The organism is Micromonospora sp. NPDC005686 (assembly GCF_042871665.1).
Classification (GTDB): Bacteria; Actinomycetota; Actinomycetes; order Mycobacteriales; family Micromonosporaceae; genus Micromonospora.
The window spans coordinates 313,129-336,475 of the sequence record NZ_JBIAIY010000005.1; the positions used below are offsets into that span (position 1 = coordinate 313,129).

The 23,347-nt window shown below is 73.3% G+C and carries 20 protein-coding genes; 6 read left to right on the forward strand and 14 right to left on the reverse strand.

Annotated elements, in window-relative coordinates:
* Positions 1–57: 57 nt before the first annotated feature.
* Positions 58–633: a TetR family transcriptional regulator gene (locus tag ACFYON_RS14685; RefSeq protein ID WP_354865786.1), complete on the forward strand. Its 576-nt coding sequence runs from the start codon at positions 58–60 to the stop codon at positions 631–633.
* A gap of 12 nt (positions 634–645) precedes the next feature.
* Here ACFYON_RS14685 and ACFYON_RS14690 read toward each other — a convergent pair whose 3' ends face one another.
* The 12 genes from ACFYON_RS14690 to ftsY form a co-directional block, all read right to left on the reverse strand.
* Positions 646–1,725: an amidohydrolase family protein gene (locus ACFYON_RS14690; RefSeq protein WP_354865788.1), complete on the reverse strand. Its 1,080-nt coding sequence runs from the start codon at positions 1,723–1,725 to the stop codon at positions 646–648.
* Between the two features lie 18 nt (positions 1,726–1,743).
* Entirely contained in the window at positions 1,744–2,322 is a 579-nt protein-coding gene (locus tag ACFYON_RS14695) for a Uma2 family endonuclease (RefSeq protein WP_354865790.1), read from the reverse strand.
* Positions 2,323–2,389: 67 nt separating this feature from the next.
* The gene (ffh, locus tag ACFYON_RS14700; protein WP_354865792.1) at positions 2,390–3,943 is read right to left on the reverse strand and encodes a signal recognition particle protein; all 1,554 of its coding nucleotides are present in this window, start codon (positions 3,941–3,943) and stop codon (positions 2,390–2,392) included.
* A gap of 145 nt (positions 3,944–4,088) precedes the next feature.
* Positions 4,089–4,745 carry a response regulator transcription factor gene (locus tag ACFYON_RS14705; protein ID WP_354865793.1) on the reverse strand — a complete coding sequence of 219 codons (657 nt, stop codon included), beginning with the start codon at positions 4,743–4,745 and terminating at the stop codon, positions 4,089–4,091.
* A complete protein-coding gene (locus ACFYON_RS14710) occupies positions 4,742–5,854 on the reverse strand; it encodes a sensor histidine kinase (RefSeq protein WP_354865794.1) in 1,113 nt (370 codons plus the stop codon). Before ACFYON_RS14710 ends, ACFYON_RS14705 begins: the two co-directional genes overlap by 4 nt.
* 19 nt (positions 5,855–5,873) lie before the next feature.
* The gene (locus ACFYON_RS14715) at positions 5,874–6,695 is read right to left on the reverse strand and encodes an ABC transporter permease (protein WP_354865796.1); all 822 of its coding nucleotides are present in this window, start codon (positions 6,693–6,695) and stop codon (positions 5,874–5,876) included.
* The gene (locus ACFYON_RS14720; RefSeq protein WP_377638568.1) at positions 6,685–7,587 is read right to left on the reverse strand and encodes an ABC transporter ATP-binding protein; all 903 of its coding nucleotides are present in this window, start codon (positions 7,585–7,587) and stop codon (positions 6,685–6,687) included. Before ACFYON_RS14720 ends, ACFYON_RS14715 begins: the two co-directional genes overlap by 11 nt.
* A 128-nt stretch (positions 7,588–7,715) precedes the next feature.
* A complete protein-coding gene (locus ACFYON_RS14725; protein WP_387320807.1) occupies positions 7,716–9,977 on the reverse strand; it encodes a [protein-PII] uridylyltransferase in 2,262 nt (753 codons plus the stop codon).
* 17 nt (positions 9,978–9,994) lie between these two features.
* The gene (locus ACFYON_RS14730) at positions 9,995–10,333 is read right to left on the reverse strand and encodes a P-II family nitrogen regulator (protein ID WP_013284578.1); all 339 of its coding nucleotides are present in this window, start codon (positions 10,331–10,333) and stop codon (positions 9,995–9,997) included.
* A gap of 25 nt (positions 10,334–10,358) precedes the next feature.
* Positions 10,359–11,714 carry an ammonium transporter gene (locus ACFYON_RS14735; protein ID WP_354865802.1) on the reverse strand — a complete coding sequence of 452 codons (1,356 nt, stop codon included), beginning with the start codon at positions 11,712–11,714 and terminating at the stop codon, positions 10,359–10,361.
* A gap of 167 nt (positions 11,715–11,881) precedes the next feature.
* Positions 11,882–12,745 (reverse strand): aminoglycoside phosphotransferase family protein, encoded by an 864-nt coding sequence (locus ACFYON_RS14740; RefSeq protein ID WP_269701506.1) that lies wholly within the window; start codon positions 12,743–12,745, stop codon positions 11,882–11,884.
* An 8-nt stretch (positions 12,746–12,753) separates the two neighbouring features.
* Positions 12,754–13,944: a signal recognition particle-docking protein FtsY gene (gene ftsY, locus ACFYON_RS14745; RefSeq protein ID WP_355015017.1), complete on the reverse strand. Its 1,191-nt coding sequence runs from the start codon at positions 13,942–13,944 to the stop codon at positions 12,754–12,756.
* 146 nt (positions 13,945–14,090) lie between these two features.
* Here ftsY and ACFYON_RS14750 point away from each other — a divergent pair, with 146 nt between their 5' ends.
* From ACFYON_RS14750 to ACFYON_RS14770, 5 genes are all read left to right on the forward strand, one after another.
* Positions 14,091–15,803, forward strand: a complete 1,713-nt coding sequence (locus ACFYON_RS14750; RefSeq protein WP_354865806.1) for an alkaline phosphatase D family protein — start codon at positions 14,091–14,093, stop codon at positions 15,801–15,803.
* Entirely contained in the window at positions 15,800–16,243 is a 444-nt protein-coding gene (locus ACFYON_RS14755; protein WP_354865808.1) for a MarR family transcriptional regulator, read from the forward strand. The genes ACFYON_RS14750 and ACFYON_RS14755 overlap by 4 nt, the downstream gene beginning before the upstream one ends.
* Positions 16,244–16,349: 106 nt before the next feature.
* A complete protein-coding gene (locus ACFYON_RS14760; RefSeq protein WP_354865810.1) occupies positions 16,350–17,939 on the forward strand; it encodes an MDR family MFS transporter in 1,590 nt (529 codons plus the stop codon).
* A gap of 2 nt (positions 17,940–17,941) precedes the next feature.
* Positions 17,942–18,430, forward strand: a complete 489-nt coding sequence (locus tag ACFYON_RS14765) for a universal stress protein (RefSeq protein ID WP_354865812.1) — start codon at positions 17,942–17,944, stop codon at positions 18,428–18,430.
* A 49-nt stretch (positions 18,431–18,479) separates the two neighbouring features.
* Positions 18,480–19,010: a DinB family protein gene (locus ACFYON_RS14770; protein ID WP_354865814.1), complete on the forward strand. Its 531-nt coding sequence runs from the start codon at positions 18,480–18,482 to the stop codon at positions 19,008–19,010.
* A gap of 6 nt (positions 19,011–19,016) precedes the next feature.
* Here the strand turns inward: ACFYON_RS14770 and ACFYON_RS14775 are convergent, their stop codons facing one another.
* Both ACFYON_RS14775 and smc read right to left on the reverse strand, forming a co-directional pair.
* Complete coding sequence (locus ACFYON_RS14775; protein ID WP_387320809.1) at positions 19,017–19,634, reverse strand: HAD family hydrolase; 618 nt, start codon at positions 19,632–19,634, stop codon at positions 19,017–19,019.
* Entirely contained in the window at positions 19,631–23,230 is a 3,600-nt protein-coding gene (smc, locus tag ACFYON_RS14780) for a chromosome segregation protein SMC (RefSeq protein WP_354865818.1), read from the reverse strand. Before smc ends, ACFYON_RS14775 begins: the two co-directional genes overlap by 4 nt.
* Between the last annotated feature and the right edge of the window lie 117 nt (positions 23,231–23,347).

Here is a 23,347-nt window from a genome sequence, read left to right on the forward strand (position 1 = left end):
GCGCGGGGGAGCCGGGCCGCGCCGTTTCGGGCGGCGCACCCGTAGACTTCGACGGCTATGGGTGAGACGCGGGACGCGATCGTGGAGGCCGCTCGGGGGCAGACCGTCGCCTACGGCTGGGACCGCGTCCGGATGGGCATGGTGGCTCGCGCCGCCGGGGTCAGCCGGCAGACGGTCTACAACGAGTTCGGCACCAAGGCCGGGCTGGGCGAGGCGCTGGCCCGGCACGAGGTGGACCGTTTCGTCGGCCAGGTCCGGTCCGCACTCGCCGAGCACGACTACGACGTGCGCGCGGCCGCGTACGCGGCGATCCACCGCACCCTCGCCTCGGCAGCCGAGAACCCGCTGGTCCGAGCCGTGCTGACCAGCACCCGGGGCGGTTCGGATGAGCTGCTGCCGTACCTGACCACCCGGTCCGAGCTGGTGCTCGCCGAGGCCGCGGCGGCGCTGCTGAAGTGGACCGGCGCACGCCTGCCGGACGCCGACCCGGCAGCTCTGGCGTTCGCCGCGGACAGCGTCGTACGCCTGGTGGTGAGCCACATCGTGCTGCCCGGGGGGCCGGTCGACGAGACCGCCGACCGGCTGGCCGACGTGGCGGTACGCCTGTTCCTGATGGCGGCGGCGAAGCGCTAGGCCGGCGGCCGGTCAGCGGACGATTCGGCCGCGCAGCACGATCCGGCTCGGCGTCCGGACCACCCGCAGGTCGCGGCGCGGGTCCTCGGGGTAGACCACCAGGTCGGCGAGGCCGCCCTCGACCAGCCCGGGGAAGCCGAGCCACTCCCGGGCCCGCCAGGACGCGGCAGCGAGCACGTCCGGCGCGGACATCCCGGCCTGCTCGTGCAGCAGCAGCATCTCCTCGGCCGCCAGACCGTGGTCGATGCCGCCGCCCGCGTCGGTGCCCACGTAGATCGGCACACCGGCCTCGTGCGCGGCCCGCACCACCTCGGGGAAGCGGTCGCGCAGCGCGAGCATGTGGTCGGCGTACCCGGGGAACTTCGCCCGTGCCTGCTCCGCGATGTGGCCGAAGGTCCTGATGTTGATCATCGTGGGGACCAGCGCGGTGCCCTGCCGGGCCATCAGGTCGATCAGGTCGAGGCTCAGCCCGGTGCCGTGCTCCACCGAGTCCACCCCGGCCCGCACCATGATCTCCACCGCCGACTCGGAGAACGTGTGCACCGCCGCGCGTACCCCGGCAGCGTGCGCGGCGGCGACCGCCGCGGTCATGGTGTCGGCGTCCCAGGCCGGCGCCAGGTCGCCCACTCCCCTGTCGATCCAGTCGCCGACCAGCTTGACCCAGCCGTTGCCGGCCGCGGCCTGCGCGGCGACTGTCGCGGCCACCTCGGCGGCGCCGACCTCCACGCCGATGTCGCGCAGGTAGCGCTTCGGCGGGGCGACGTGCCGGCCCGCGCGCGCCAGTCGCGGCAGGTCCGCCTCGTCCTCCAGTTCGGGGTACGGGTACGGCGAGCCGGCGTCGCGGATGGCCAGCACGCCCGCGTCCCGGTCGATCCGGGCCAGTTCCCGGGCCTGGTCGAGCGAGGTGATCGGGCTGCCGCCGCGGGCGATGCCGATGTGGCAGTGCGCGTCGGTCAGGCCGGGCAGCACGAAGCCGCCGTCGGCCACCGTCTCGGCGCCGGGCACCGGTTCGAATGTCACCCGGTCGCCGACCAGCCAGACGTCCCGGACCTCGTCGTCGGGAAGGAACACACCGCGCACGTGCAGAGCCATGTGCACAGTCCTACCCGATCAGTCCTCCTCGCCGGCGAGCAGGTCGTTGCGGCGCGCGGTCAGCGCCGGAAGGTCGACCGAGACCTTCCAGGGCCGCTCGGTGACGAACACATCGTCTGTCTGACCGACCTGCTTGTACTCGAGATTGGCGCCGAGCACGTACTCGGTCAGCGTGATCTTCTCCTTGATGGGGTCGAGCACCCAGTAGGAGCGGACGCCCGCGTACGCGTAGACCCTGGCCTTGTCGTACATGTCGCGGAAGGTGGAGGTCGGCGAGATGACCTCGACGGCGAGCACCGCGTCCTCGACCGGCAGCGGGCTCCGGTTGGCGTTACCCCGCACGACCGCGACGACGTCCGGCCGGGGCTCGTTCCGGTGGTCGACCCGCATCGACAGGTCGATCCCGACCTGGTACTCCTTCGGGCAGTTGACCTCCAACGCGAGCAGGAGACGGACACACATGTCCTGGTGCAGCAGAGTGGGCGACGGCACGATCAACCTTCCGTTGATCAGTTCGTACGGAAGGTCCTTGGGCAGTTCGCCCAAGTCGTCGACCGTCCACTCGTGCCGCTCCGGCAGGATCGGGGCCGCGGTCATTGACATCTCCTTTTAGGGGGCGACATCACCCTAAGAGACAGCGATGTCGCCCGCCGTCACCGACACGCTAGCGGGGACCCTTGTCGCCGCCCTTGCCGAGCTTGTTGAAGTCGATCTTCGGGAGCTTGAAGCCCGGCGGCAGGCCCTGCCCACCGGCCAGGTCACCCGGGTCCAGGCCCGGCGGGAGCTGCGGCATCCCGCCCGGGAAGCCGCCCGGCATCCCGGCACCGGTACGCGGCCGCCCGCCACCCTTGGTGCCCTTGCGCTTGTTCTTCGGCGACTTGGTCGCCTTGCGCCGGCCACCGCCGGGCAGGCCCATCATGCCGCCCATCTGCTTCATCATCTTCTGCGCGTCGGTGAAGCGGTTGAGCAGCTGGTTGACGTCCATGACGGTGACGCCGGAGCCGTTCGCGATGCGGGCCCGGCGGGAGCCGTTGATGATCTTCGGGTTGGTGCGCTCGGCCGGGGTCATCGACCGGATGATCGCGGTGACCCGGTCGAAGTGCTTGTCGTCCAGCTCGGCGAGCTGGTCCTTCATCTGCCCCATGCCCGGCATCATGGCCAGCACGTTGGCGATCGGGCCCATCCGCCGGACCGCGATGAGCTGATCGAGGAAGTCCTCCAGCGTGAAGGTCTCCCCGCCCATCAGCTTGGCGGTCATCTTCTCCTTCTGATCGGAGTCGAAGGCCGCCTCGGCCTGCTCGATCAGAGTGAGGACGTCGCCCATGCCGAGGATCCGGCTGGCCATCCGGTCCGGGTGGAAGACGTCGAAGTCCTCCAGCTTCTCGCCGGTGGAGGCGAACAGGATCGGCTGGCCGGTCACCTCGCGGACGGACAGCGCGGCGCCACCGCGGGCGTCGCCGTCGAGCTTGGACAGCACCACGCCGGTGATGCCGACGCCGTCACGGAACGCCTCGGCGGTACGCACCGCGTCCTGACCGACCATCGCGTCGATGACGAAGATGACCTCGTCGGGCTGGACCGCGTCGCGGATGTTCGCGGCCTGCTGCATCATCTCGGTGTCGATACCGAGCCGGCCGGCGGTGTCGACGATGACGATGTCCCGGGCGGCGCGGCGGGCGTGCTCGATCGAGTCGCGGGCCACCTGCACCGGGTCGCCGACGCCGTTGCCGGGCGCCGGGGCGTACACCTCGACGCCGGCCCGGCCACCGAGCACCTGGAGCTGCCCGACGGCGTTGGGACGCTGGAGGTCGGCGGCGACGAGCAGCGGCTGGTGGCCCTGGCTCTTGAGCCAGCGGGCCAGCTTGCCGGCGAGCGTCGTCTTGCCGGAGCCCTGGAGGCCGGCCAGCATGATCACCGTCGGCGGGTTCTTGGCGAACTGGAGCCGCCGCCCCTCGCCGCCGAGGACGTTGATCAGCTCCTCGTTGACGATCTTGACGATCTGCTGCGCCGGGTTGAGCGCCTGGGAGACCTCGGCCCCGCGCGCCCGCTCCTTGACGTTCGAGATGAAGCCCTTGACCACCGGCAGGGCGACGTCGGCCTCCAGCAACGCCATCCGGATCTCGCGCGCGGTGGCGTCGATGTCGGCGTCGGTGAGCCGGCCCTTGCCGCGGAGCTTGGTGAAGATCCCGGACAGGCGGTCACTCAAGGTGTCAAACACGCGAACATCCCGTTTGTCGTTTTCGGCGGGCACATGCTGCCGGGCCGGTGGTCCAGCCCACCGATAGGGTAGCCCGCCGCCCGCACCCCCGCTCCGGCCCGGCCGCCCACGCGCCCGCTCCGTCCGAGGGCGGGCCCGGCCGGGGTCAGGACACCACCAGGCCCGACTGGTACGCGAAGACCACCAGCTGGGCCCGGTCCCGCGCGCCGAGCTTGACCATGGCCCGGCTCACGTGGGTACGCGCCGTCGCCGGGCTGACCACCAGCCGCCCGGCGATCTCGGCGTTGCTCAGGCCCTCGCCCACCAGCGCCACCACCTCGCGTTCCCGGTCGGTGAGCGACCCGAGCCGGGGATGCGGGCGCGGCACCCGGGCCGGCCGGGTGGCGAACTCCCGGACCACCCGGCGGGTCACCGACGGGGACAGCAGCGCCTCCCCCTCGGCGACCAGGCGGATCGCCCGCAGCAGGTCGGCCGGACGGGTGTCCTTGGTGAGGAAGCCGCTGGCGCCGTGCCGGAGCGCGTCGAAGACGTACTCGTCCAGCTCGAACGTGGTCAGCACCACCACCCGGGTGCCGGCCAGCGCCGGGTCGCCGACGATCCGGCGGGTGGCCTCGATGCCGTCGACGCCGGGCATCCGCACGTCCATGAGCACCACGTCGGGGCGTTCCCGGCGGGCCGTCTCCACCGCGGCGAGCCCGTCGGCGGCCTCACCGACCACCGACAGGTCGTCCTCACTGTCCACCAGGGCGCGCAGGCCGATCCGGACCAGGTCCTGGTCGTCGGCGAGCAGTACGCGGATCATGCGGCCTCCCGCAGCGGCAGCGTGGCGTGCACCCGGAAGCCACCGGGCGCGGCCGGCCCGGCGCTGAACGTACCGCCGAGCGCGGTGACCCGCTGGCCCATCCCGGCGAGACCGGACCCGCCGGACGGCTCCAGCGCGGCCTCCCGGCCCCGGCCGGTGTCCGTCACCTCCACCGTCACCTCGCCCGGGGCGTACCCGACGCGGACCGCGGCGGTGGCCGGGCCGGCGTGCCGCAGGACGTTCGTCAGCGCCTCCTGCACCACCCGGTACGCGGCCAGGTCCACCGCCACCGGCAGGGCGAGCGGCGCGCCGGTCACCTCGACGGTGACCGGGACCCCGGCGCCGGCCAGCCGCTCGCGCAGGTGCGGGAGCTGGTCCAGCCCCGGCGCCGGCGCGCGTTCGTCGGCGACCTCCTCGCGCCGGACCACGATCAGCGTGACCCGCAGCTCGTCCAGTGCCTCCTTGCTGGTCCGGCTGATCGCGGTGAGCGCCGCCTCGGCCTGTTCGGGCCTGCGGTCCAGCAGGTGCAGGGCGATCTCGGCCTGGAGGTGGATCGCGGCGAGCCCGTGGCCCACCACGTCGTGCACCTCGCGGGCCACCCGCAGCCGCTCCGCGTCGGCCAGCCGGCGGGCCTCGTCGGTCCGGTTCCGGGCGGCGGTCTCCCGGCTCAGCCGCGCGGTGACCCCGGCCGCGAACGGCACCACCACCCACGCGGCCACCGGCATCAGCCCGACCAGGCCGGGCGAGCGCGCGCCGAACAGGACGTAGGCCAGCAGCGCCGCCAACGCGCCCGCGCCGGCCACCGACGCGTCGCGCACCGGCCGGTACGCGGCCACCGTGTAGACCGCGACGAAGAACGAGAGCAGGATCGGGCCGTACGGGTAGCCGAGCACCAGGTACGCCGTGGTCGCCACGGTGACCACGGCGAGCGTGACCAGCGGCCGGCGCCGGCGCACCGCCACCGCGAGCGCGGCGACCACCACCAGCGGGTAGGCGCCGGGGCCCGCGTCCACCCCCTGGTTCACGCCGGCCGGCGCGGTGCCGGCCAGACCGATCGCCAGCAGGGCCACGGTGAGCAAGGCGTCGGGCCACCGCCGTTCCCGGTCCATGTCCCCTCCCCGTCCCGGCTCAGCCGATGTCCCGCCGGCGCAGCAGCGCCGCGCCGGCCGACGCGAAGACCACCAGGTACACGGCCACCACCAGGGCCGCCCGTCCGCCTCCGACGACTGCGGCGACACCGGGCGTGTCCCCGGGCGCACCGAGCGCGGCGGCCAGCGACCCGGCGTTCGGGCCGGGCAGCCCTTCCTGTGCGGTCGCCACCCAGTCGACCAGCGGGGCGGCGATCGCGGCGAGCAGGTTCTGCACGGCGAGCATCCACACCAGCCCCAACCCGACCGGCAGCGCCACCGCGCGCAACGCGACCGCGAGCACGGCACCGAGCATGGCCCACATCGTGGCGATGAGCCACCCCGCGCCGACGCCGGTGAGCAGGTCGCCGGCCGACGGCCAGCGCACCGGCTGCGCCTCGGCGGATGCGACGAGCACCGACGCCACCGCGCCGACCGCGAACACCGCCAGCACCACGGCGAGCGCGGCGACCGCGAGGACGAGCAGCTTGCCCGCGTACACCTGGAGCCGGGTGGGTCCCTGGGTGAGCACCGTCTTCCAGGTCCCCCAGGCGTACTCGCCCCCGACCGTGAGCACGCCGAGGATCAGCAGGATCGCGCCGAGGAACACCGGCAGGCCGCCCAGCGAGTTGCCGACCAGGTGGTCGGGGAGCATGGCGGGCAGGGCCCGGTCCGTGTTCGGGCCGTCCGTGCCGCCGGCCACCCCGGCGTACGGGAAGACGTAGGTGAAGATCAACGACAGTGCCAGCGTGATGCCCAGCAGCAGCCAGGTGGCCGGGCGCCGGACCAGCTTGACCAGTTCGGCGGAGAAGCTACGCGACATCGGCCGTACCCCTCTCCACCAGCTCGAAGAAGACCTGTTCCAGATCCCGGTCCCGGTGCCGCAGCTCGCGTACCGCCAGCCCGGCGCCGACCAGCTCGGCGTTCAGCCAGGCCGCCCGGTCCGGCTCCACCGACAGGTCCAGCCCGCCGTTGACGACGCGGACCCGGTCGGCGCCGACCAGCTCCCGGGCCCGGGTCACCGCCTGGTCGAGCGGGTCCGCGAGCACCCGCAGGCCGGCCGAGCCGCACAGCTCGGCGACGCTGCCCTCGGCCACCATCCGGCCGCCGGCGATCACGCCGATCCGGTCGCAGATCTGCTCGACCTCGCCGAGCAGATGACTGGAGACCAGGACCGTGCAGCCTGCCGCGCCGAGCCGCCGGATCAGGGTCCGCATGTCGGCCATGCCCGCCGGGTCGAGGCCGTTCGTCGGCTCGTCCAGGATCAGCAGGCGCGGGTCCTTCAGCAGCGCGGCGGCCACCCCGAGCCGCTGCTTCATGCCCAACGAGTAGCCGGTGTACCGGTCACCCGCGCGGCCGGTCAGGTCGACCAGGTCGAGGACCGTCGCGATCCGGTCCGCGCCGACCCCGGCGTAGCGGGCCAGCACACGCAGGTTGTCCCGGCCCGACAGGTACGGGTAGAAGGCCGGCCCCTCGATCAGCGCGCCGACGCCGGTGAGCCGACCGGCGCCGGGGGTGCGGCCGAGCAGCCGCACCGTCCCCGCGCTGGGCCGGACCAGGCCGAGCAGCATGCGCAGCGTCGTGGTCTTGCCGGCGCCGTTGGGGCCGAGGAAGCCGTACACCTCGCCGGCCCGGACGGTCAGGTCGAGATCGCGTACGGCGGTCAGGCCGCCGTACCGTTTGCTGAGCCCTTGGGTCTGCACTGGCAGGTTCATGCCGTCGAGCGTCGCGCCGACGACCGGGCGGCGCGTCGGCCCGTCGGCGGCTCCCGGCGTACGTCAGCGGACGTAGCTCTGTCAACAGTGGCCCCTGCTCCACCGGAGGCGTCGAGAAGGGCCCTTCCCTACACGGCGCCCAGCACGGCGGCCTCGATCCGGGCCCGTTCCTCGTCCGAGGGCCCGCCGCCGACCAGGTAGAACGCGTCCACCACGTCGCCGCCCAGCGTCGAGATCCGGGCCGCCCGCACCTGGGCGCCCGCCTCGTCCAGCGCACAGGTCACCCGGTACAGCAGCCCGGCCGCGTCGGCGGCCCGCAGCTCCAGCAGCACCGCGTCGGTGGCCGCCTCCCGGTGCCAGACCACACGGGGTGCGGCGCCCTGGCTGCGCGCGGCCAGCGCCCGGCCGCGCAGCCGCTGGATGACCGAGACGTCGCCGCCGACCGCGCGGCGCAGGTCGGCGCTGAGCGCGATCGGGTCCGGGGCCAGCCCGTAACGCGGCTGCACCCGGCACTCGACCAGGGCGCGGCCGTCGACTGTGGCGGCGTCCGCGGAGATCACCTCCAGGCGGTGCAGCGCCAGGCACCCGGCCACCGTCGCGAGAAGCCCGCGCCGGTCGGCGGCGGCCACCGACACCCGGTCCTCCCCCAGGTGTACGACAGGCAGTGGCCCGGCCACGAGCGCCGGGTCCGGGGCCGGCGGGGCGGGCACCACGCCGGTGTCCAGCGTGGTCCGCACCCGGCTCACCAGCTCGGCGATCAGCCGGCCCTTCCAGCCGGACCAGGCGGCCGGGCCGGTGGCGGCGGCGTCGGCGCGGACCAGGGCGTGCAACAGTTCCAGCGTGCCGGTGTCACCGACGCGCTCGGCCACACCCGCGACGGTCTTCGGGTCGGACAGGTCGCGCCGGGTCGCCACGTCGGGCAGCAGCAGGTGCAACCGGACCAGCGTGCCGATCAGCTCCGCCTCGTCCGGCGGCAGGCCGATCCGGGTGGCGACCGCCTCGGCCAGCGGCGCGCCCACCGTCGAGTGGTCTCCCTCCAGCCCCTTGCCGATGTCGTGCAGGAACGCGCCGAGCAGCAGCAGGTCGGGTCGTTCCACGTCGCGGGTGTGCCGGCTCGCCTCGTACGCGGTCTGCACCAGGTGCCGGTCGAGCGTGAACCGGTGCACCGGGTTGTGCTGGGGCAGGCTGCGCATCCGGGTCCACTCGGGCAGCCAGCGGTCGATCAGCCCGTACCTGTCGCAGGTCTCCCAGGCGGGCACCAGGCCGGGACCGGCGCCGAGCAGGGTGATCAGCGCGTCGCGGGCCGCCGGCGGCCAGGGCGCGGGCAGCGGCGGGCAGTACGCGGCCAGCCACTCGCAGGTGGCGCGCGCGATCGGCAGCCGGGTGGTGGCGGCAGCGGCGGCCACGCGCAGCGACAGGCTCGGGTCGGGGCGGGCCCCGATCGCGGTGCGGGCGAGCACCAGTTCCCCGTCCTGCTCCACCACGTCCCGGGCGACCGGGCGGCGCAGCGGACGGCCGGGCGCGGCGCGGTGCCGGCCGGAGCGGAGCCGGTCGGCGGCCCGCCAGGCGTCGTCGAGGGCGTGACTCACGGTGCGGGCGTCGCCGGCCACCAGCCGGAGCAGCGCGTCGCCGTCCTCGGCGCCGAGGAGCCGCGCCACGCCGTCGCGTTCCTGCGCGACCACGCGGTCGCCCCGGCGGCCCACCTGCTGGTGCAGCGCGTCGCGGGTGTCCAGCAGCCGCCGGTGTGCCGCGTACACGGCCGGGCGGAGCGCGTCGGTGACCCCGGCGGTGGCGATGGCGCGCAGGATGCCCACGTCGCGCAGCCCGCCGGCCGCCTCCTTGAGATCGCCTTCGAGCAGGAACGCCAGTTCGCCGTGCGCCTCCCAGCGGGCGGTGGTGATCTCGCGCAGGCCGGGGAGCTGACGGATCGCGGTCCGCCGCCAGTGGTCCGTGGCGGTGCGGGCGAGCTGGTCGGTGAGCGCCGGGTCGCCGGCCACGTGCCGGGCGTCGAGCAGTCCGAGGGCGACCTTGACGTCGTCCTGGGCCACCGACAGCGCCTCGGCGACGGTACGCACCGAGTGGTCCAGCCGCAGCCCGGCGTCCCAGATCGGGTACCACAGGGACGCGGCCAGCTCGTCGATGCCGGGCACCCCGGCGTGCAGCAGCACCAGGTCGAGGTCGCCGTAGGGGGCGCACTGGCGGCGGCCCAGCCCGCCCACCGCGACGAGCGCGACCCCGTCGCGGTCCGGGAAGGCCCGGCGCAGCCAGGCGTCGAGCGCGGCGGCCCGCGCGGTCCGGGCCGCCGCGCCGATGCCCGCGGGAACGCCGACGACCTCGTTGACCACCGCCGGACCCCCGGAGGGGCCGGTGGCGGTGGTCAACGAGGTCATGTCGGCGGATCCGGCGATCAGAGGGCGTCGAGCCCGCGCTCGCCGGTACGCACCCGGACGACCTCCTCGACGCCGGTCACCCAGACCTTGCCGTCGCCGATCTTGCCGGTCCGGGCGGCGCCGACGATCGCGTCCACGATCTTGTCGACGTCCATCTCGTCGGTGAGCACCTCGACCCGGATCTTGGGCAGGAACTCGACCGTGTACTCGGCACCCCGGTAGACCTCGGTGTGCCCCTTCTGCCGGCCGTAGCCCTGGACCTCGCTGACCGTCAGCCCGGCCACGCCGAGGGCGTGCAGGGCCTCCTTCACCGCGTCCAGCTGGTACGGCTTGATGACCGCGGTCACCAGCTTCATGTCCAACCCCTCCATCCCAGGAACGTTAACCGGCGACCTTCTCGCTTACCGGCGCGGACTCGTCGGTCTCGACGGCGGGCTCCGTGGCCGGCTTGCCGGCGCCGATCCCCGCCATCGCGAACGCGCCACCGCTGCTGCCCGTGGTGGGCGACAGGTCGTAGCCGCTCTCCGCGTGCTCGGCGATGTCGATGCCGTCGACCTCGGCCTCGGCGGAGACCCGGAGGCCGATCGTCTTGTCGATCACGAAGCCCAGGACGAAGGCGACCACGAAGGAGTAGACGCTGACGATCAGCGCGCTGAGCGCCTGCTTGCCGAGCAGCGTGGCGTCGCCGCCGACGAACAGGCCGTCGGTCTCCACCAGCGAGCTCACCGAGGCGGTGCCGAACAGGCCGATCCAGAGGCAGCCGATCCAGCCGCCGACGAAGTGCACGCCGACCACGTCGAGGGAGTCGTCGTAGCCGAGCCGGTACTTCAGGCCGACCGCGAGGGCGCAGACCGCACCGGCCACCACGCCCAGCAGCACCGCTGCGGCCGGGGTGATGAACGCACAGGCCGGGGTGATGGCGACCAGACCGGCGATGGCGCCGGACGAGGCGCCGACCAGGGTCGGCTTGCCGTCGCGCACCCACTCGACCACGATCCAGCCGAGCAGCGCCGCGGCGGTGGCGACCTGGGTGTTGATGAACGCCAGCGCGGTGACCCCGTCGGCGGTCAGCTCGGAGCCGGCGTTGAAGCCGAACCAGCCGAACCACAGCAGCGCGGCGCCGAGGGCGACCATCGGGACGTTGTGCGGCTTCATGCTCTCGCGCGGCCAGCCGACCCGCTTGCCGAGCACGAGCACCAGCGCGAGCGCCGCGGCGCCGGCGTTGATGTGCACAGCGGTACCACCGGCGAAGTCGATCGCGCCGATGTCGCCGCCGATCAGCCCGCCGCCCCAGACCATGTGGGCGACCGGGAAGTAGACCAGGGTGGCCCAGCCGAACGCGAACAGCAGCCAGCCGGCGAACTTCACCCGGTCGGAGAGCGCACCGCTGATCAGCGCCACGGTGATGACCGCGAACATCATCTGGAAGGCGATGAAGACGTAGATCGGGATGCCCGTCTCGCCCCACAGGTCGTTCTCGCCGACGAAGGTCTTGGTGCCCAGGTACTGGCCCAGGTCACCCCAGAACTTGCCGCCCTCGCCGAAGGCGACGGTGAAGCCGTAGAAAAGCCACAGGATGCTGACGAGCCCGATGGACGAGAAGCTCATCATCATCATGTTCAGAACGCCCTTGGACCGGTTCAGTCCGCCGTAGAACAGCGCGAGACCGGGGGTCATGAGCAGCACGAGGGCAGTCGAGACAAGCAACCAGGCAGTGTTCCCGGTGTCGATCTCCACGCTGCCTCCTCTCGTTGTCGTATTCCTCCCTCCGGCTGAAGACCTGGCAGCATCGCCCGTCAGCCGGTTGCGCGGAAGCTTTGTCGCCGGCTGTTTCCTTCAGCGACACCGCGCGATTTCCGACACGTGACGGGTTGTTTCCGGCGTGTGAAGAACGCCGATCTTGCTCAGCGGAGCGCGGCCTCCAACTGGTGCCGCTCGTAGTCGAGCAGCCGCAGGTCGCGCATAGGGCGACGCAGGTGGCCCTTGTGGACGATCCGGACGAACGCCGGCTCACCGGCCGCGGCCATCCGCCGGATGCCCTCGACGTGGTCGACGATGCGCTTGCGGATGGTCCGGATGAGCCGGTGCCGGTCACGCGGGATCAGCCCGTACGCGTCGGCGAACAGCCGCAGCCGGCGCGGCCGGTCCGGGTGCTTCCAGCCGAGCGTGATCGAGTCGCGGTCCGAGAAGATGGGCACCCAGGTCCAGGCCGCGTACGCCACGTCGTAGATGCGGGCGCCGGGCGAGGCGAGGTCGAAGTCGATCAGACCCAGCGTGCCGTCCGGCCGCCAGATCACGTTGTGCGGCGCGGCGTCGTGGTGACAGATGACCTCGGTGTCCGGCGGGGGCGGCCCGAAGGAGCGCCAGACCGCCCCGGGCGGCGGGGTGAAGCCGTACTGCGCGTCGTGGAACATCCGCAGCATGGTGGCCACCGTGACCAGGGCCTCGTCGGTGACCCAGTGCGGGGCCAGCGGGTACTCCCCGCACTCCCCCTCCAGGTACGACAGGACCTCCCGGTTGCGCTCGTCCATGCCGAGCGCCCGGGGAGCGCCGGTGAAGCCGACGTACTCCAGGTGGCGCAGCAGCGCGTGCACGGAGGGCGTCCACGGGCCGGCGTTGCGCCGGACCGTGTCTCCCACACGGACCACGGTGCTCACGTTCCCGCCGTGCAGCGGGATCTCCTGCGAAGTCACGTACGGTCTCCCGAGGCGTGGCGACGGGTGGCTGGGGTCGCGCCACCCCGCGTAGGCGCGATCGTCAGTCGTCACGGGAGAGGCTACGCGTCCCGGGCGAGCGGCTCGGTGCCGAGCAGCGCGTCGACGAACTGTGCCGGGTCGAACGGGGCCAGGTCGTCCTTGCCCTCGCCGAGGCCGACGAGCTTGACCGGGATGCCGAGCTTGCGCTGCACGGCGATCACGATGCCGCCCTTGGCCGTGCCGTCGAGCTTGGTCAGCACCACGCCGGTGACGTTCACCGCCTCGGTGAAGACCCGCGCCTGCTCCAGCCCGTTCTGGCCGGTGGTGGCGTCCAGGATCAGCAGTGTCTCGTCGATCGGGCCGTGCTTCTCCACCACCCGCTTGACCTTGCCCAGCTCGTCCATCAGGCCGATCTTGTTCTGCAGCCGGCCGGCGGTGTCGATGAGCACGGTGTCCACGCCGGTGTCGATGCCGCGCTTGACCGCGTCGAACGCGACGCTCGCCGGGTCGGCCGCCTCGGGCCCGCGGACGGTCTCGGCGCCCACCCGGCCACCCCAGGTCTCCAGCTGGTCGGCGGCGGCGGCCCGGAACGTGTCGGCCGCGCCGAGCAGCACGCTGCGGCCGTCCGCGACGAGCACCCGGGCGATCTTGCCGCAGGTGGTGGTCTTGCCTGCGCCGTTGACGCCGACCACGAGCACCACCGCCGGGACGCCCTCCTTGGGCGCGGTACGCAGCGAGCGGTCCAGCGTCGGGTCGAGCGCGTTGACCAGCTCGGCGGCGAGCAGCGCCCGCAGTTCCTCCCCGGTACTGGTGCCGAGCACCCGGGTCCGCTCACGCAGCCGGTCGACGATGTCGCGGGTGGCGTCGATGCCGACGTCGGCGGTGATCAGGCTGTCCTCGATCTCCTCCCAGGTGTCCTCGTCCAGCCGATCGCGGCTGAGCAGGCCGAGCAGGCCCTTGCCGAAGACGTTCTGCGAGCGGGACAGCCGCGAGCGCAGCCGGACCAGCCGGCCGGCGGTCGGCTCCGGCACCTCGACCGGGGGCGCCTCGACCGGAGGGGCGGGCGGCGCCTCGACCACCACGCCGGTGGTGAGTTCCGCCTCCGGGGCCTCGACCGGCGGGCCGGCCAGGTCCTCCTCCGTCCGGGTGTCGACCTCCGTGCGCGGCAGCGGTGGCTGCGGGCGCCGGCGCAGCCGGGGCACCACGAGGCTCAGGCCGCCGATGATCAGCACGCCGAGCAGGGCGAGAGCGACGAGGAGGTATTCCGTCATGCCCGAAATCCTGTCAGATGGCGGCGACGGCGTCCCACTCACCGCCTCGGCACGCGAACAACCTGCGGGTACGCTCGCACCGGAAGGCGTACCGCAACCGCCGGCCGGGTAGGAAACAGCCGAAACGATCTTGTCGGAGGTACGTGGTGCCCGGTTCCCGCCTGCTCATCGGCCCGCTGCTGCGCCGGGTCGTCGACACGCGGGCGACCGTCTGGGTGGAGACAAGCTCGCCCGCCGTGGTCACCGTCCGCACCGCCGACGGCGCCACCGGCAGCGCGCCCACCTTCTCCGCGTACGACCACCACTACGCGATCGTGGTGGTGACCGGGCTCACGCCGGACAGCACCACGACCTACGACGTGCTGATCGACGACGAGGTGGCGTGGCCGCTGCCGGAGTCGTCGTTCCCGCCCAGCGTGATCCGGACCCGCGCGCTCGACGACGCCGACCAGCCGGTGCGCCTGCTGTTCGGCTCCTGCCGGGAGACCACCCAGCACTCCACCGCCCGCCGGTTGCCGCCGGACGCGCTGGACGCGTACGCCCGGCGGGTGATGGCCGCGCCCGACCAGGCTGTGCTGCCCGACCTGCTGGTGCTGCTCGGCGACCAGGTGTACGCGGACGAGACCTCGCCGACCGTGCGGCGGCTGCTCAAGCGGCGCCGGAAGCGGCCGAAGGACGCCCCGGCGACGCAGGTGGTCAGCTTCGACGAGTACACGAAGCTCTATCTGGAGTCGTGGCGCGACCCGGAGATCCGCTGGCTGTTCTCCACCGTGCCGAGCGTGATGATCTTCGACGACCACGAGGTGATCGACGACTGGAACACCTCGCAGTCGTGGCGCGCGGACATGCGCGAGCAGCCATGGTGGGCCGAGCGGATCCGCAGCGGCCTCGCCTCCTACTGGATCTACCAGCACCTGGGCAACCTCAGCCCGGACGAGATCGCCGCCGACCCGGTGTACGCGAAGGTGATCGCCGCCGAGGACGCCACGGGCGTGCTGCACGAGTTCGGCGAGCGGGTCGACAAGGAGGCCGACCTGGCGCACGACACCGAGCGTTGGCGGGCCGTGCAGTACCAGTGGAGCTACGCGCTGGATCTGGGCCGCACCCGTCTGGTGATGCTGGACAACCGGTCCAGCCGGGTGCTGCTGCCCGGCAGCCGGGCGATGCTGCCGCCGGGCGAGTGGTCGTGGTTCCTCGACCAGGCGCACGGCGAGTACGACCATCTGGTGGTGGGCAGCTCGCTGCCGTGGCTGCTGCCGCCGGGCATCCACCACGTCGAGGCGTGGAACGAGCGCCTGGCCGACTCCAGCCGTCCGTGGGTGGCCCGGATCTCCGAGCAGATCCGCCGGGCCCTGGACCTGGAGCACTGGGCGGCGTTCCGGCGCTCGTTCGAGGCGCTGGGCGAGCTGTTCGCGCGGCTGGGCAGCGGCACCGCGCCGCGCACCGGGGCGCGGGTGGGCGCCGGGCCGGCGTACGCGCGACCGGCGTCTATCAGCGTCCTCTCCGGCGACGTGCACCACTCGTACGTGGCGCGGGCCCGGTTCGCCGACCGCGACGTCCGTACGCCGGTGCACCAGCTCACCTGTTCGCCGATCCACAATCAGGTGCCCGCCGGCATGCGACCGCTGATGACGCTGGGCTGGAATCCGGGGCCGGCCGGGGCGACCCGGGCGCTGGCGCGTTCGGCCGGGGTACGCCGCCCGTCGGTGCGCTGGCGGAAGCTGGCCGGGCCCTACTTCGGCAACGCGGTGGCCACGCTCACCCATCAGGGGCGTAAGGCGGCCGTGGTGGTCGAGGGCACGACCAGCGACGGCGAGCTGCGACCGGTGGCGCACCAGCAACTCAGCGACGGGGCTTGAGTAACCTTCTGGGCGTGGACGAGACGCTGCGCGCCGTGGAGCACGAGTTGACCGCGTTGCTGCGCCGCGGCCGGGCGCTGTCCTGGGAGATCGCCCGCGAGGTCCACCCGAACCTGGAACCGAACGCGTACGGCCTGCTGCTCTGGCTGCGCCGCTACGGCTCGATCCGGCTCACCGACCTGGCCGCGAAGCTGGGCATCGGCAAGGGCACGCTCAGCCGCCAGATCGGCGGTCTGGAGGCGCTGGGCCTGGTCCGCCGCGACCCGGACCCGACGGACCGGCGGGCGGCCCAGCTCAGCCTCACCGAGGAGGGCACCCGGCGGTTCGACGCGGCCCGCGCGGCCCGACTCGGACAAATCCGACGATCGCTGGAGAGCTGGCCGAAAGAGGACGTGGCGGACCTGGCCCGGCTGATGCACAGGTTCAACGAGTCGTTCTGAGCCCACGGCGGGGAACAATCCCGGCCCGGCCGAGGTTCTTCCTCAAGATAACGGCTCTTATGGTTGCCCGAGGCAACCTTCTCCCCCGCTCCGGAGGCACCCCACGATGACTCAGGCGACTGCGCCCGCGCGGACGACCGCCGTCGACATGTCCCACCGGCAGATCCTGGAGGCGCTCTCCGGCCTGCTGCTGGGCATGTTCGTCGCGATCCTCTCCTCCACCGTCGTCTCCAACGCGCTGCCGCGGATCATCACCGACCTGCGCGGCGGCCAGTCCGCGTACACCTGGGTGGTCACCTCGACGCTGCTGGCGACGACCGCGACCACACCCATCTGGGGCAAGCTCTCCGACCTGTTCAGCAAGAAACTGCTGGTGCAGCTCTCGCTGGTGATCTTCGTGCTGGGCTCGGTGCTGGCCGGGCAGGCGCAGACCACGGGCGAGCTGATCGCCTGCCGGGTCGTGCAGGGCGTCGGCGCGGGCGGCCTCACCGCCCTGGCCCAGGTGATCATGGCGACGATGATCGCCCCACGTGAGCGTGGCCGCTACAGCGGCTACCTCGGCGCGGTGATGGCCGTCGGCACCATCGGCGGGCCGCTCATCGGCGGCGTGATCGTGGACACCTCCTGGCTCGGCTGGCGCTGGTGCTTCTACGTCGGCGTGCCGTTCGCCGTGCTCGCCCTCATCGTGCTCCAGCGGACGCTGCGCCTGCCGGTGGTCAAGCGCGAGGTGAAGATCGACTGGTGGGGCGCCACGCTCATCACCGCCGCCGTCTCACTGCTGCTGGTGTGGATCACCCTGGCCGGCGACAGGTACGACTGGATCTCGTGGCAGAGCGGTGTGCTGGTGGCCGGCGCGGCGCTGCTCGGCGCGCTCGCCGCCCGGGTCGAGACGCGGGCCGCCGACCCGATGATCCCGCCGCGGCTGTTCCGCAACCGCACCATCACGCTCGCCGTGATCGCCAGCATCGCGGTCGGCGTCGGCATGTTCGGCGCCTCGGTCTTCCTCGGGCAGTACTTCCAGATCAGCCGCGGCGCCAGCCCGACCATGTCCGGCCTGATGACGCTCCCGATGATCGGCGGCCTGCTGGTCTCCTCCACGGTGGTCGGCCGGATCATCACCGCCACCGGCCGCTGGAAGAGCTGGCTCGTCATCGGCTCGGTGCTGCTCACCGCCGGCTTCGCGCTGATGGGCACCATGCGCGCGGACACCCCGTACTGGCACCTCGCCGTCTTCATGGCCCTGATCGGCCTCGGCGTCGGCATGAGCATGCAGAACCTGGTGCTGGCGGTGCAGAACACGGTCCACCCGGACGACCTGGGCGCGGCCAGCTCGGTGGTGGCGTTCTTCCGCAGCCTCGGCGGCGCGATCGGCGTGAGCGCGCTCGGCGCGGTGCTCGGGCACCGGGTCACCGGCTACATGGCCGACGGCCTGAGCCGCCTCGGCGTACCGGCCTCCGGGTCGGGTGGCGGCGGGCTGCCGGACGTGCACACGCTGCCCGGTCCGATCCGGACGGTGGTCGAGGCCGCGTACGGGCACGCCGCCGGTGACATCTTCCTGGCCGCCGCCCCGTTCGGGCTGCTCGCCCTGATCGCCGTGGTCCTCATCCGGGAGGTGCCGCTGCGCCGCTCGAACGCCGAGCCGGTCCCCGCCGTACGGGAGACGGCCGAGGCGCTCCACGCCGGAGGGCGGGACTGACCATGGGCGCCGCGGAACGCGAACGGTACGGTCCGCAGACCCGGCCGCTTCCCTACGAGCGCGGTACCGACGGGCCACGGGTGGTGCTCGTCGGCGTGGACGGCAGCCGCACCTCGATGCGGGCCGCCGCGTACGCCGCCGGACTGGCCCGGCGGCAGGGCGCCACGCTCGTGGCGGTGTTCGTCAGCGCGCCGGCCACGTACAGCGCGATGCTCTCCGGCGTGGTGGCCGGGGCGGTCCAGCAGACCCACGACGAGCTGGCCGACGAGCTGCGCGCCGAGTGCCGGCGCGGGGCCGAGGAACTGGACCTGCCGGTGACGTTCCTGTGCCGCCGCGGCGACGCCTACACCGAGCTGTGCCGGGCCGCCGACGAGCACCGGGCCGACATGGTGGTGGTCGGCTCGTCCGAGCAGGCCGGGCACAGGCTGGTCGGCTCGGTCGCCGCCCGGCTGGTCCGCACCGGACGCTGGCCGGTCGTCGTGGTGCCCTGAGCGGTAAACGCCTCGCGAGGTGAAGAGGCCCCGCCTAGCATGTACGCCCATGACCTGGACCGCGCCCAAGATCGACCCCCGCCACGAGCCCTACGTCGCCGACGAGCGCACCATGCTGCAAGGCTGGCTCGACCTCCACCGTGACACCCTGCAACACAAGTGCGCCGGGCTGACCGCCGAGCAACTGCGCACCCCCAGCGTGGAGCCCTCCGGGCTGACCCTGCTCGGGCTGGTCCGGCACCTGGCAGACGTGGAGCGGTGGTGGTTCCGCCACCGCGCCGCCGGCCTGGACCTGCCGGACCTCTACGACTTCAGCGTCGACCCGGACGCGGACTTCAACGACATCGCCGACGCCGACCCGGCCGAGGCGTTCGCCACGCTGCGCACCGAGATCGAGGCAGCCGACCAAGCGGTGGCCGGCCTGCCGCTGGAGCACACGTTCCTGCGCCGACGGCGCGACGGCGGCACCGACGAGATGAACCTGCGCTGGGTGTACGTGCACATGATCGAGGAGTACGCCCGGCACAACGGCCACGCCGACCTGATCCGGGAACGCGTCGACGGCGTCACCGGCGGCTGATCCGGCTCAGTACGCCAGCGCCGCCCGCAGGTAGCGCAGGTCGGCCGGGCCGCTCCAGCGGTGCGCGGACAGGCCCGCCACCCGGGCGCCCGCCACCGCGCGGTCCTCGTCGTCGACGAACAGCACCCGCCCCGGCGGCGTACCCAGCGCCTCGCAGGCGGCCTGGAAGTACTCCTTGGCCGGCTTGTGCACCCCGACGACCGAGGAGTTGACGATCACGTCCAACTCGTCGGTCAGGCCCAGCGCGGCCAGGTCGGCGTCGAGCAGGTCGGTGGCGTTGGTGCCCAGCCCCACCCGGATGCCCGCCGCCCGCACCTCGCGGACGAACGCCAGCACCTCCGGGTCGACCTCGCCGCGGTAGCTCTGCCACTCCGCAACGGCCGCACGCGCCCGATCCACGCCGACCGCGGGGGTCAGCGCGTCGGCGACGCTCATCATCCACTGGGCGTGGCTGACCTGGCCGGTCAGCACCGGCTGGAGCATTCCCCAGGACATCGCGATCTCACCGAGGACACCCTCGGTCAGCCCGTACTCCCGCTCGACACCCGCGGCCACCGCCGGATCCCAGCGGCGCAGCACGCCGTCGAAGTCCACCAGGAGCGCCGTGGCGCGTTCCCGACTCACTCGCTCGTCACCTGTTCCTCGTCGTGGGCCCGGTTGAGCCGCTGGCTGATCACCTGGGTCACGCCGGCACGCATTGTCACTCCGTAGAGCGCGTCGGCGATCTCCATGGTCCGCTTCTGGTGCGTGATCACGATCAGCTGGCTCTTCTCCCGCAACTGTGCCAGCAGCGTGATCAGACGGCCCAGGTTCACGTCGTCGAGCGCCGCCTCGACCTCGTCCATGATGTAGAACGGGCTGGGCCGGGCACGGAAGATGGCCACGAGCATCGCCACGGCGGTCAGCGACCGCTCCCCGCCGGAGAGCAGCGAGAGCCGCTTGATCTTCTTGCCCGGCGGGCGGGCCTCGACCTCGACACCGGTGGTGAGCATGTCCTCCGGGTCGGTGAGAATCAGCCGGCCCTCGCCGCCCGGGAACAGCACGGTGAAGACCTGCTCGAACTCCCGGGCGGTGTCCTCGAACGCGCTGGCGAAGACCTCCAGGATCCGGTCGTCCACGTCCTTGACCACGGTGAGCAGGTCGCGCCGGGTGGCCTTGAGGTCCTCCAGCTGCTCGGAGAGAAACTTGAAGCGCTCCTCCAGCGCGGCGAACTCCTCCAGCGCGAGCGGATTCACCTTGCCCAGCAGGGCCAGCTCCCGCTCCGCCTTGGCAGCCCGCTTCTCCTGCACCGGCCGCTCGTAGCGGACCGGTTCCGGCACCGGCCGGCCGTCCTTCTCGGCCAGCGCCACGTCCGCGTCGGTGGGCGGCACGAGCTGGCCCGGGCCGTACTCGGCGACGAGCGTGGCCACGTCCAGCCCGAAGTCCTCGGCGGCCTTGGCCTCCAACTGCTCGATGCGCATCCGCTGCTCCGCGCGGGCCACCTCGTCGCGGTGCACCTGACTGGTGAGCCGTTCCAGCTCGGCGGCGAGGCGCTTGGCCGCGCCGCGTACCTCGGACAGCTCGGCCTCACGGGCGGCGCGCTCGCGGGCGACGGCGTCGCGGTGTTCCTCGGCCCGGGCGATGGAGACGGCGAGCCGGGTGAGCGCCTCGCGGGCGCCGCCGACCACGGCCCGCGCGATGTGGGCGCCGCGGGTGCGGGCCGCCCGCCGGGCGGCGGCGCGCTCCCGCGCCGCACGCTCGGCCGCGGCCTGCCGGGCCAGCGAGTCGGCCCGCCCGGCGATCGAGGCCACCCGTTCCTCGGCGGTACGCACGGCGAGCCGGACCTCCATCTCGTTCTGCCGTGCCTGCGGCACCATGGCGGCGAGCTGGTCCCGCTCCTCGGTGGACGGTTCGGCGTCGATCGGGGTGGCCTCGGCCAGGCGCAGCCGTTCCTCCAGCTCGGCGAGCGCGGCGAGGTCCCGTTCCCGGGCCGCCTCGGCGCGTGCCCGGGACTCGCCGAGCCGGTCGGTCTCCGCCTTGGCCGACCGGGCTGCCGCGCCCAGTTCGGCCAGCCGGCGCGCGGCGGCGTTGCGGTGACTCTCGGCCTCCCGCTTGGCTGCGGCGGCGTGCTGCACCGCCTCCTTGGCGGCGGCCACCTCGGCGCGCGCCTCGGCCAGCTGTTCCCGCAGCTCGGCTGCGGTCCGCTCGGCGGTGGCCCGGTTGGCCCGCGCCTCCTCGACGGCGGCCTGCACCTCGATGAAGCTGGGCGCCTTCGCCGACCCGCCTGCCGCCGCGTACGCACCGACCACGTCGCCGTCGGGGGTGACCGCGCGCAGCTCCGGGTTGGCGGCGACCAGCGCGGACGCGGCGGCCAGGTCGTCGACGAGCGCCACGTCACGCAGCGCCCGGTGCACGGCCGGGCGGATCGCGGCCGAGCACTCCACCAGGTCGGGGGCCCAGCGGGCGCCCTCGGGCAGCTTCGGGCGCAGCGCGTCTGCGGGGCCGTCCATGCCCGGTCCGGCCGGGCTGCCGACCAGCAGCCCGGCCCGGCCGGCGTCGGAGATCTTGAGCAGCCGCATCGCCTCGACCGCCTCGTCCACGCCGCTGACCGCCACTGCGTCGGCCAGGCCGCCCAGCGCGGCGGCGAGCGCCGCCTCGTCGCCGGGCGCGACCGTGAGCAGCCCGGCGAGGCTGCCCAGCAGGCCGGGCACCTGGTCGGCGCGGGCCAGAAGCTCACCGGCGCCGTCCTTGCGGCGCAGGCCCATCGCGAGCGCCTCCTCGCGGGCCTTCCAGGTCGCGGCGTCCTTCTCGGCGGCGCGCTCCCCGTCGGCCAGGCTGCGCACCGCGGCCTGGGTCCGCTCGTGCAGGGCCACCACCTCGTCGTGGCGGGCGTCGAGGTCGGCGTTGTCCCGGTCGGCCTCGGTCGACTGCTCGGCGACCGCGTCCAGGTCGGCCTGCGCCCTCTCGGCCCGGCCCATCGCGTCGGTGTGCGCGGCGGCGAGCCGTTCGATCTCCTCACCGGCGCTGGTGGTCCGCGCCCGGGCGGAGTTCACCTGGCCGGTCAGCCGGGCCAGCCCTTCACGCCGGTCGGCGATCGCCTTGGCGGCGGCGACCAGCTCCCGTTCGGCGGCGGCGAGCTGGCGTTCCAGTTCCTGCCGGTGCTCGACCGCCTCGGCCAGCCGGATCTGGTCCTCGGTGAGCGCGGCGCGCAGCTCCTCCTCCTGCTCGCGGATCCGCCGCGACTCCGCCTCCAGCTGCTCCGGGTCGCGCCCGGGGCGCTCGTCGTCCCCGGCGGCGCTGAGGTGGCGCAGCCGCTCCCTGGCCAGCTGCTCGATCGAGCGGAACCGCTCCTGCAGCGCGGAGAGGCGGTACCAGGTGTCCTGCGCGGCGGCGAGCAGCGGTGCGTCCTCGGCCAGCGCCGCCTCCAGCTCACCGAGGCGGCCCTGCACCTCGCCGTGCTCGGCCTCGATCAGCTCGCGCCGCTCGCGCAGCGCGGTCTCGTCGGCGATCTCCCTGTCCAGTGTGGTCCGCAGCGTGTGCAGGTCGTCGGCGAGCAGCCGCAGCCGGGCATCGCGCAGGTTGGCCTGGATCGCGGCGGCGCGCCGGGCCACCTCGGCCTGCCTGCCCAGCGGCTTGAGCTGGCGGCGCAGCTCGGCGGTCAGGTCGGTCAGGCGGTTGAGGTTGGTCTGCATCGCGTCGAGCTTCCGCAGCGCCTTCTCCTTGCGCTTGCGGTGCTTGAGGACGCCCGCCGCCTCCTCGATGAACGCCCGCCGGTCCTCCGGCTTGGCGTGCAGCATGCCGTCGAGCCGGCCCTGCCCGACGATGATGTGCATCTCGCGGCCGATGCCCGAGTCGGAGAGCAGCTCCTGGATGTCCAGCAGGCGGCAGGAGTCGCCGTTGATCTCGTACTCGCTCTCGCCGGAGCGGAACATCCGGCGGGTGATGGAGACCTCGGTGTACTCGATCGGCAGCGCGCCGTCGGTGTTGTCGATGGTGAGGGTGACCTCGGCCCGGCCCAGCGGCGCCCGCCCGGCGGTGCCGGCGAAGATGACGTCCTCCATCTTGCCGCCACGCAGCGCCTTGGCGCCCTGCTCACCGAGCACCCAGGCGATGGCGTCGACGACGTTGGACTTGCCGGAGCCGTTCGGGCCCACCACGCAGGTGATCCCGGGCTCCAGCTTCAACGTCGTGGCGGAGGCGAAGGATTTGAAGCCCTTCACCGTCAGGCTCTTGAGATGCACCTTCTCGATCCTCGTCCGGTGGCCGCCGTACCGTCGCCGGCTGCGCGGACCTGGTGAACCCGCAGACTAACCCGGGAGAGGGACGCCACCGCCACGCGACCCACCCGCCGTCGGCGG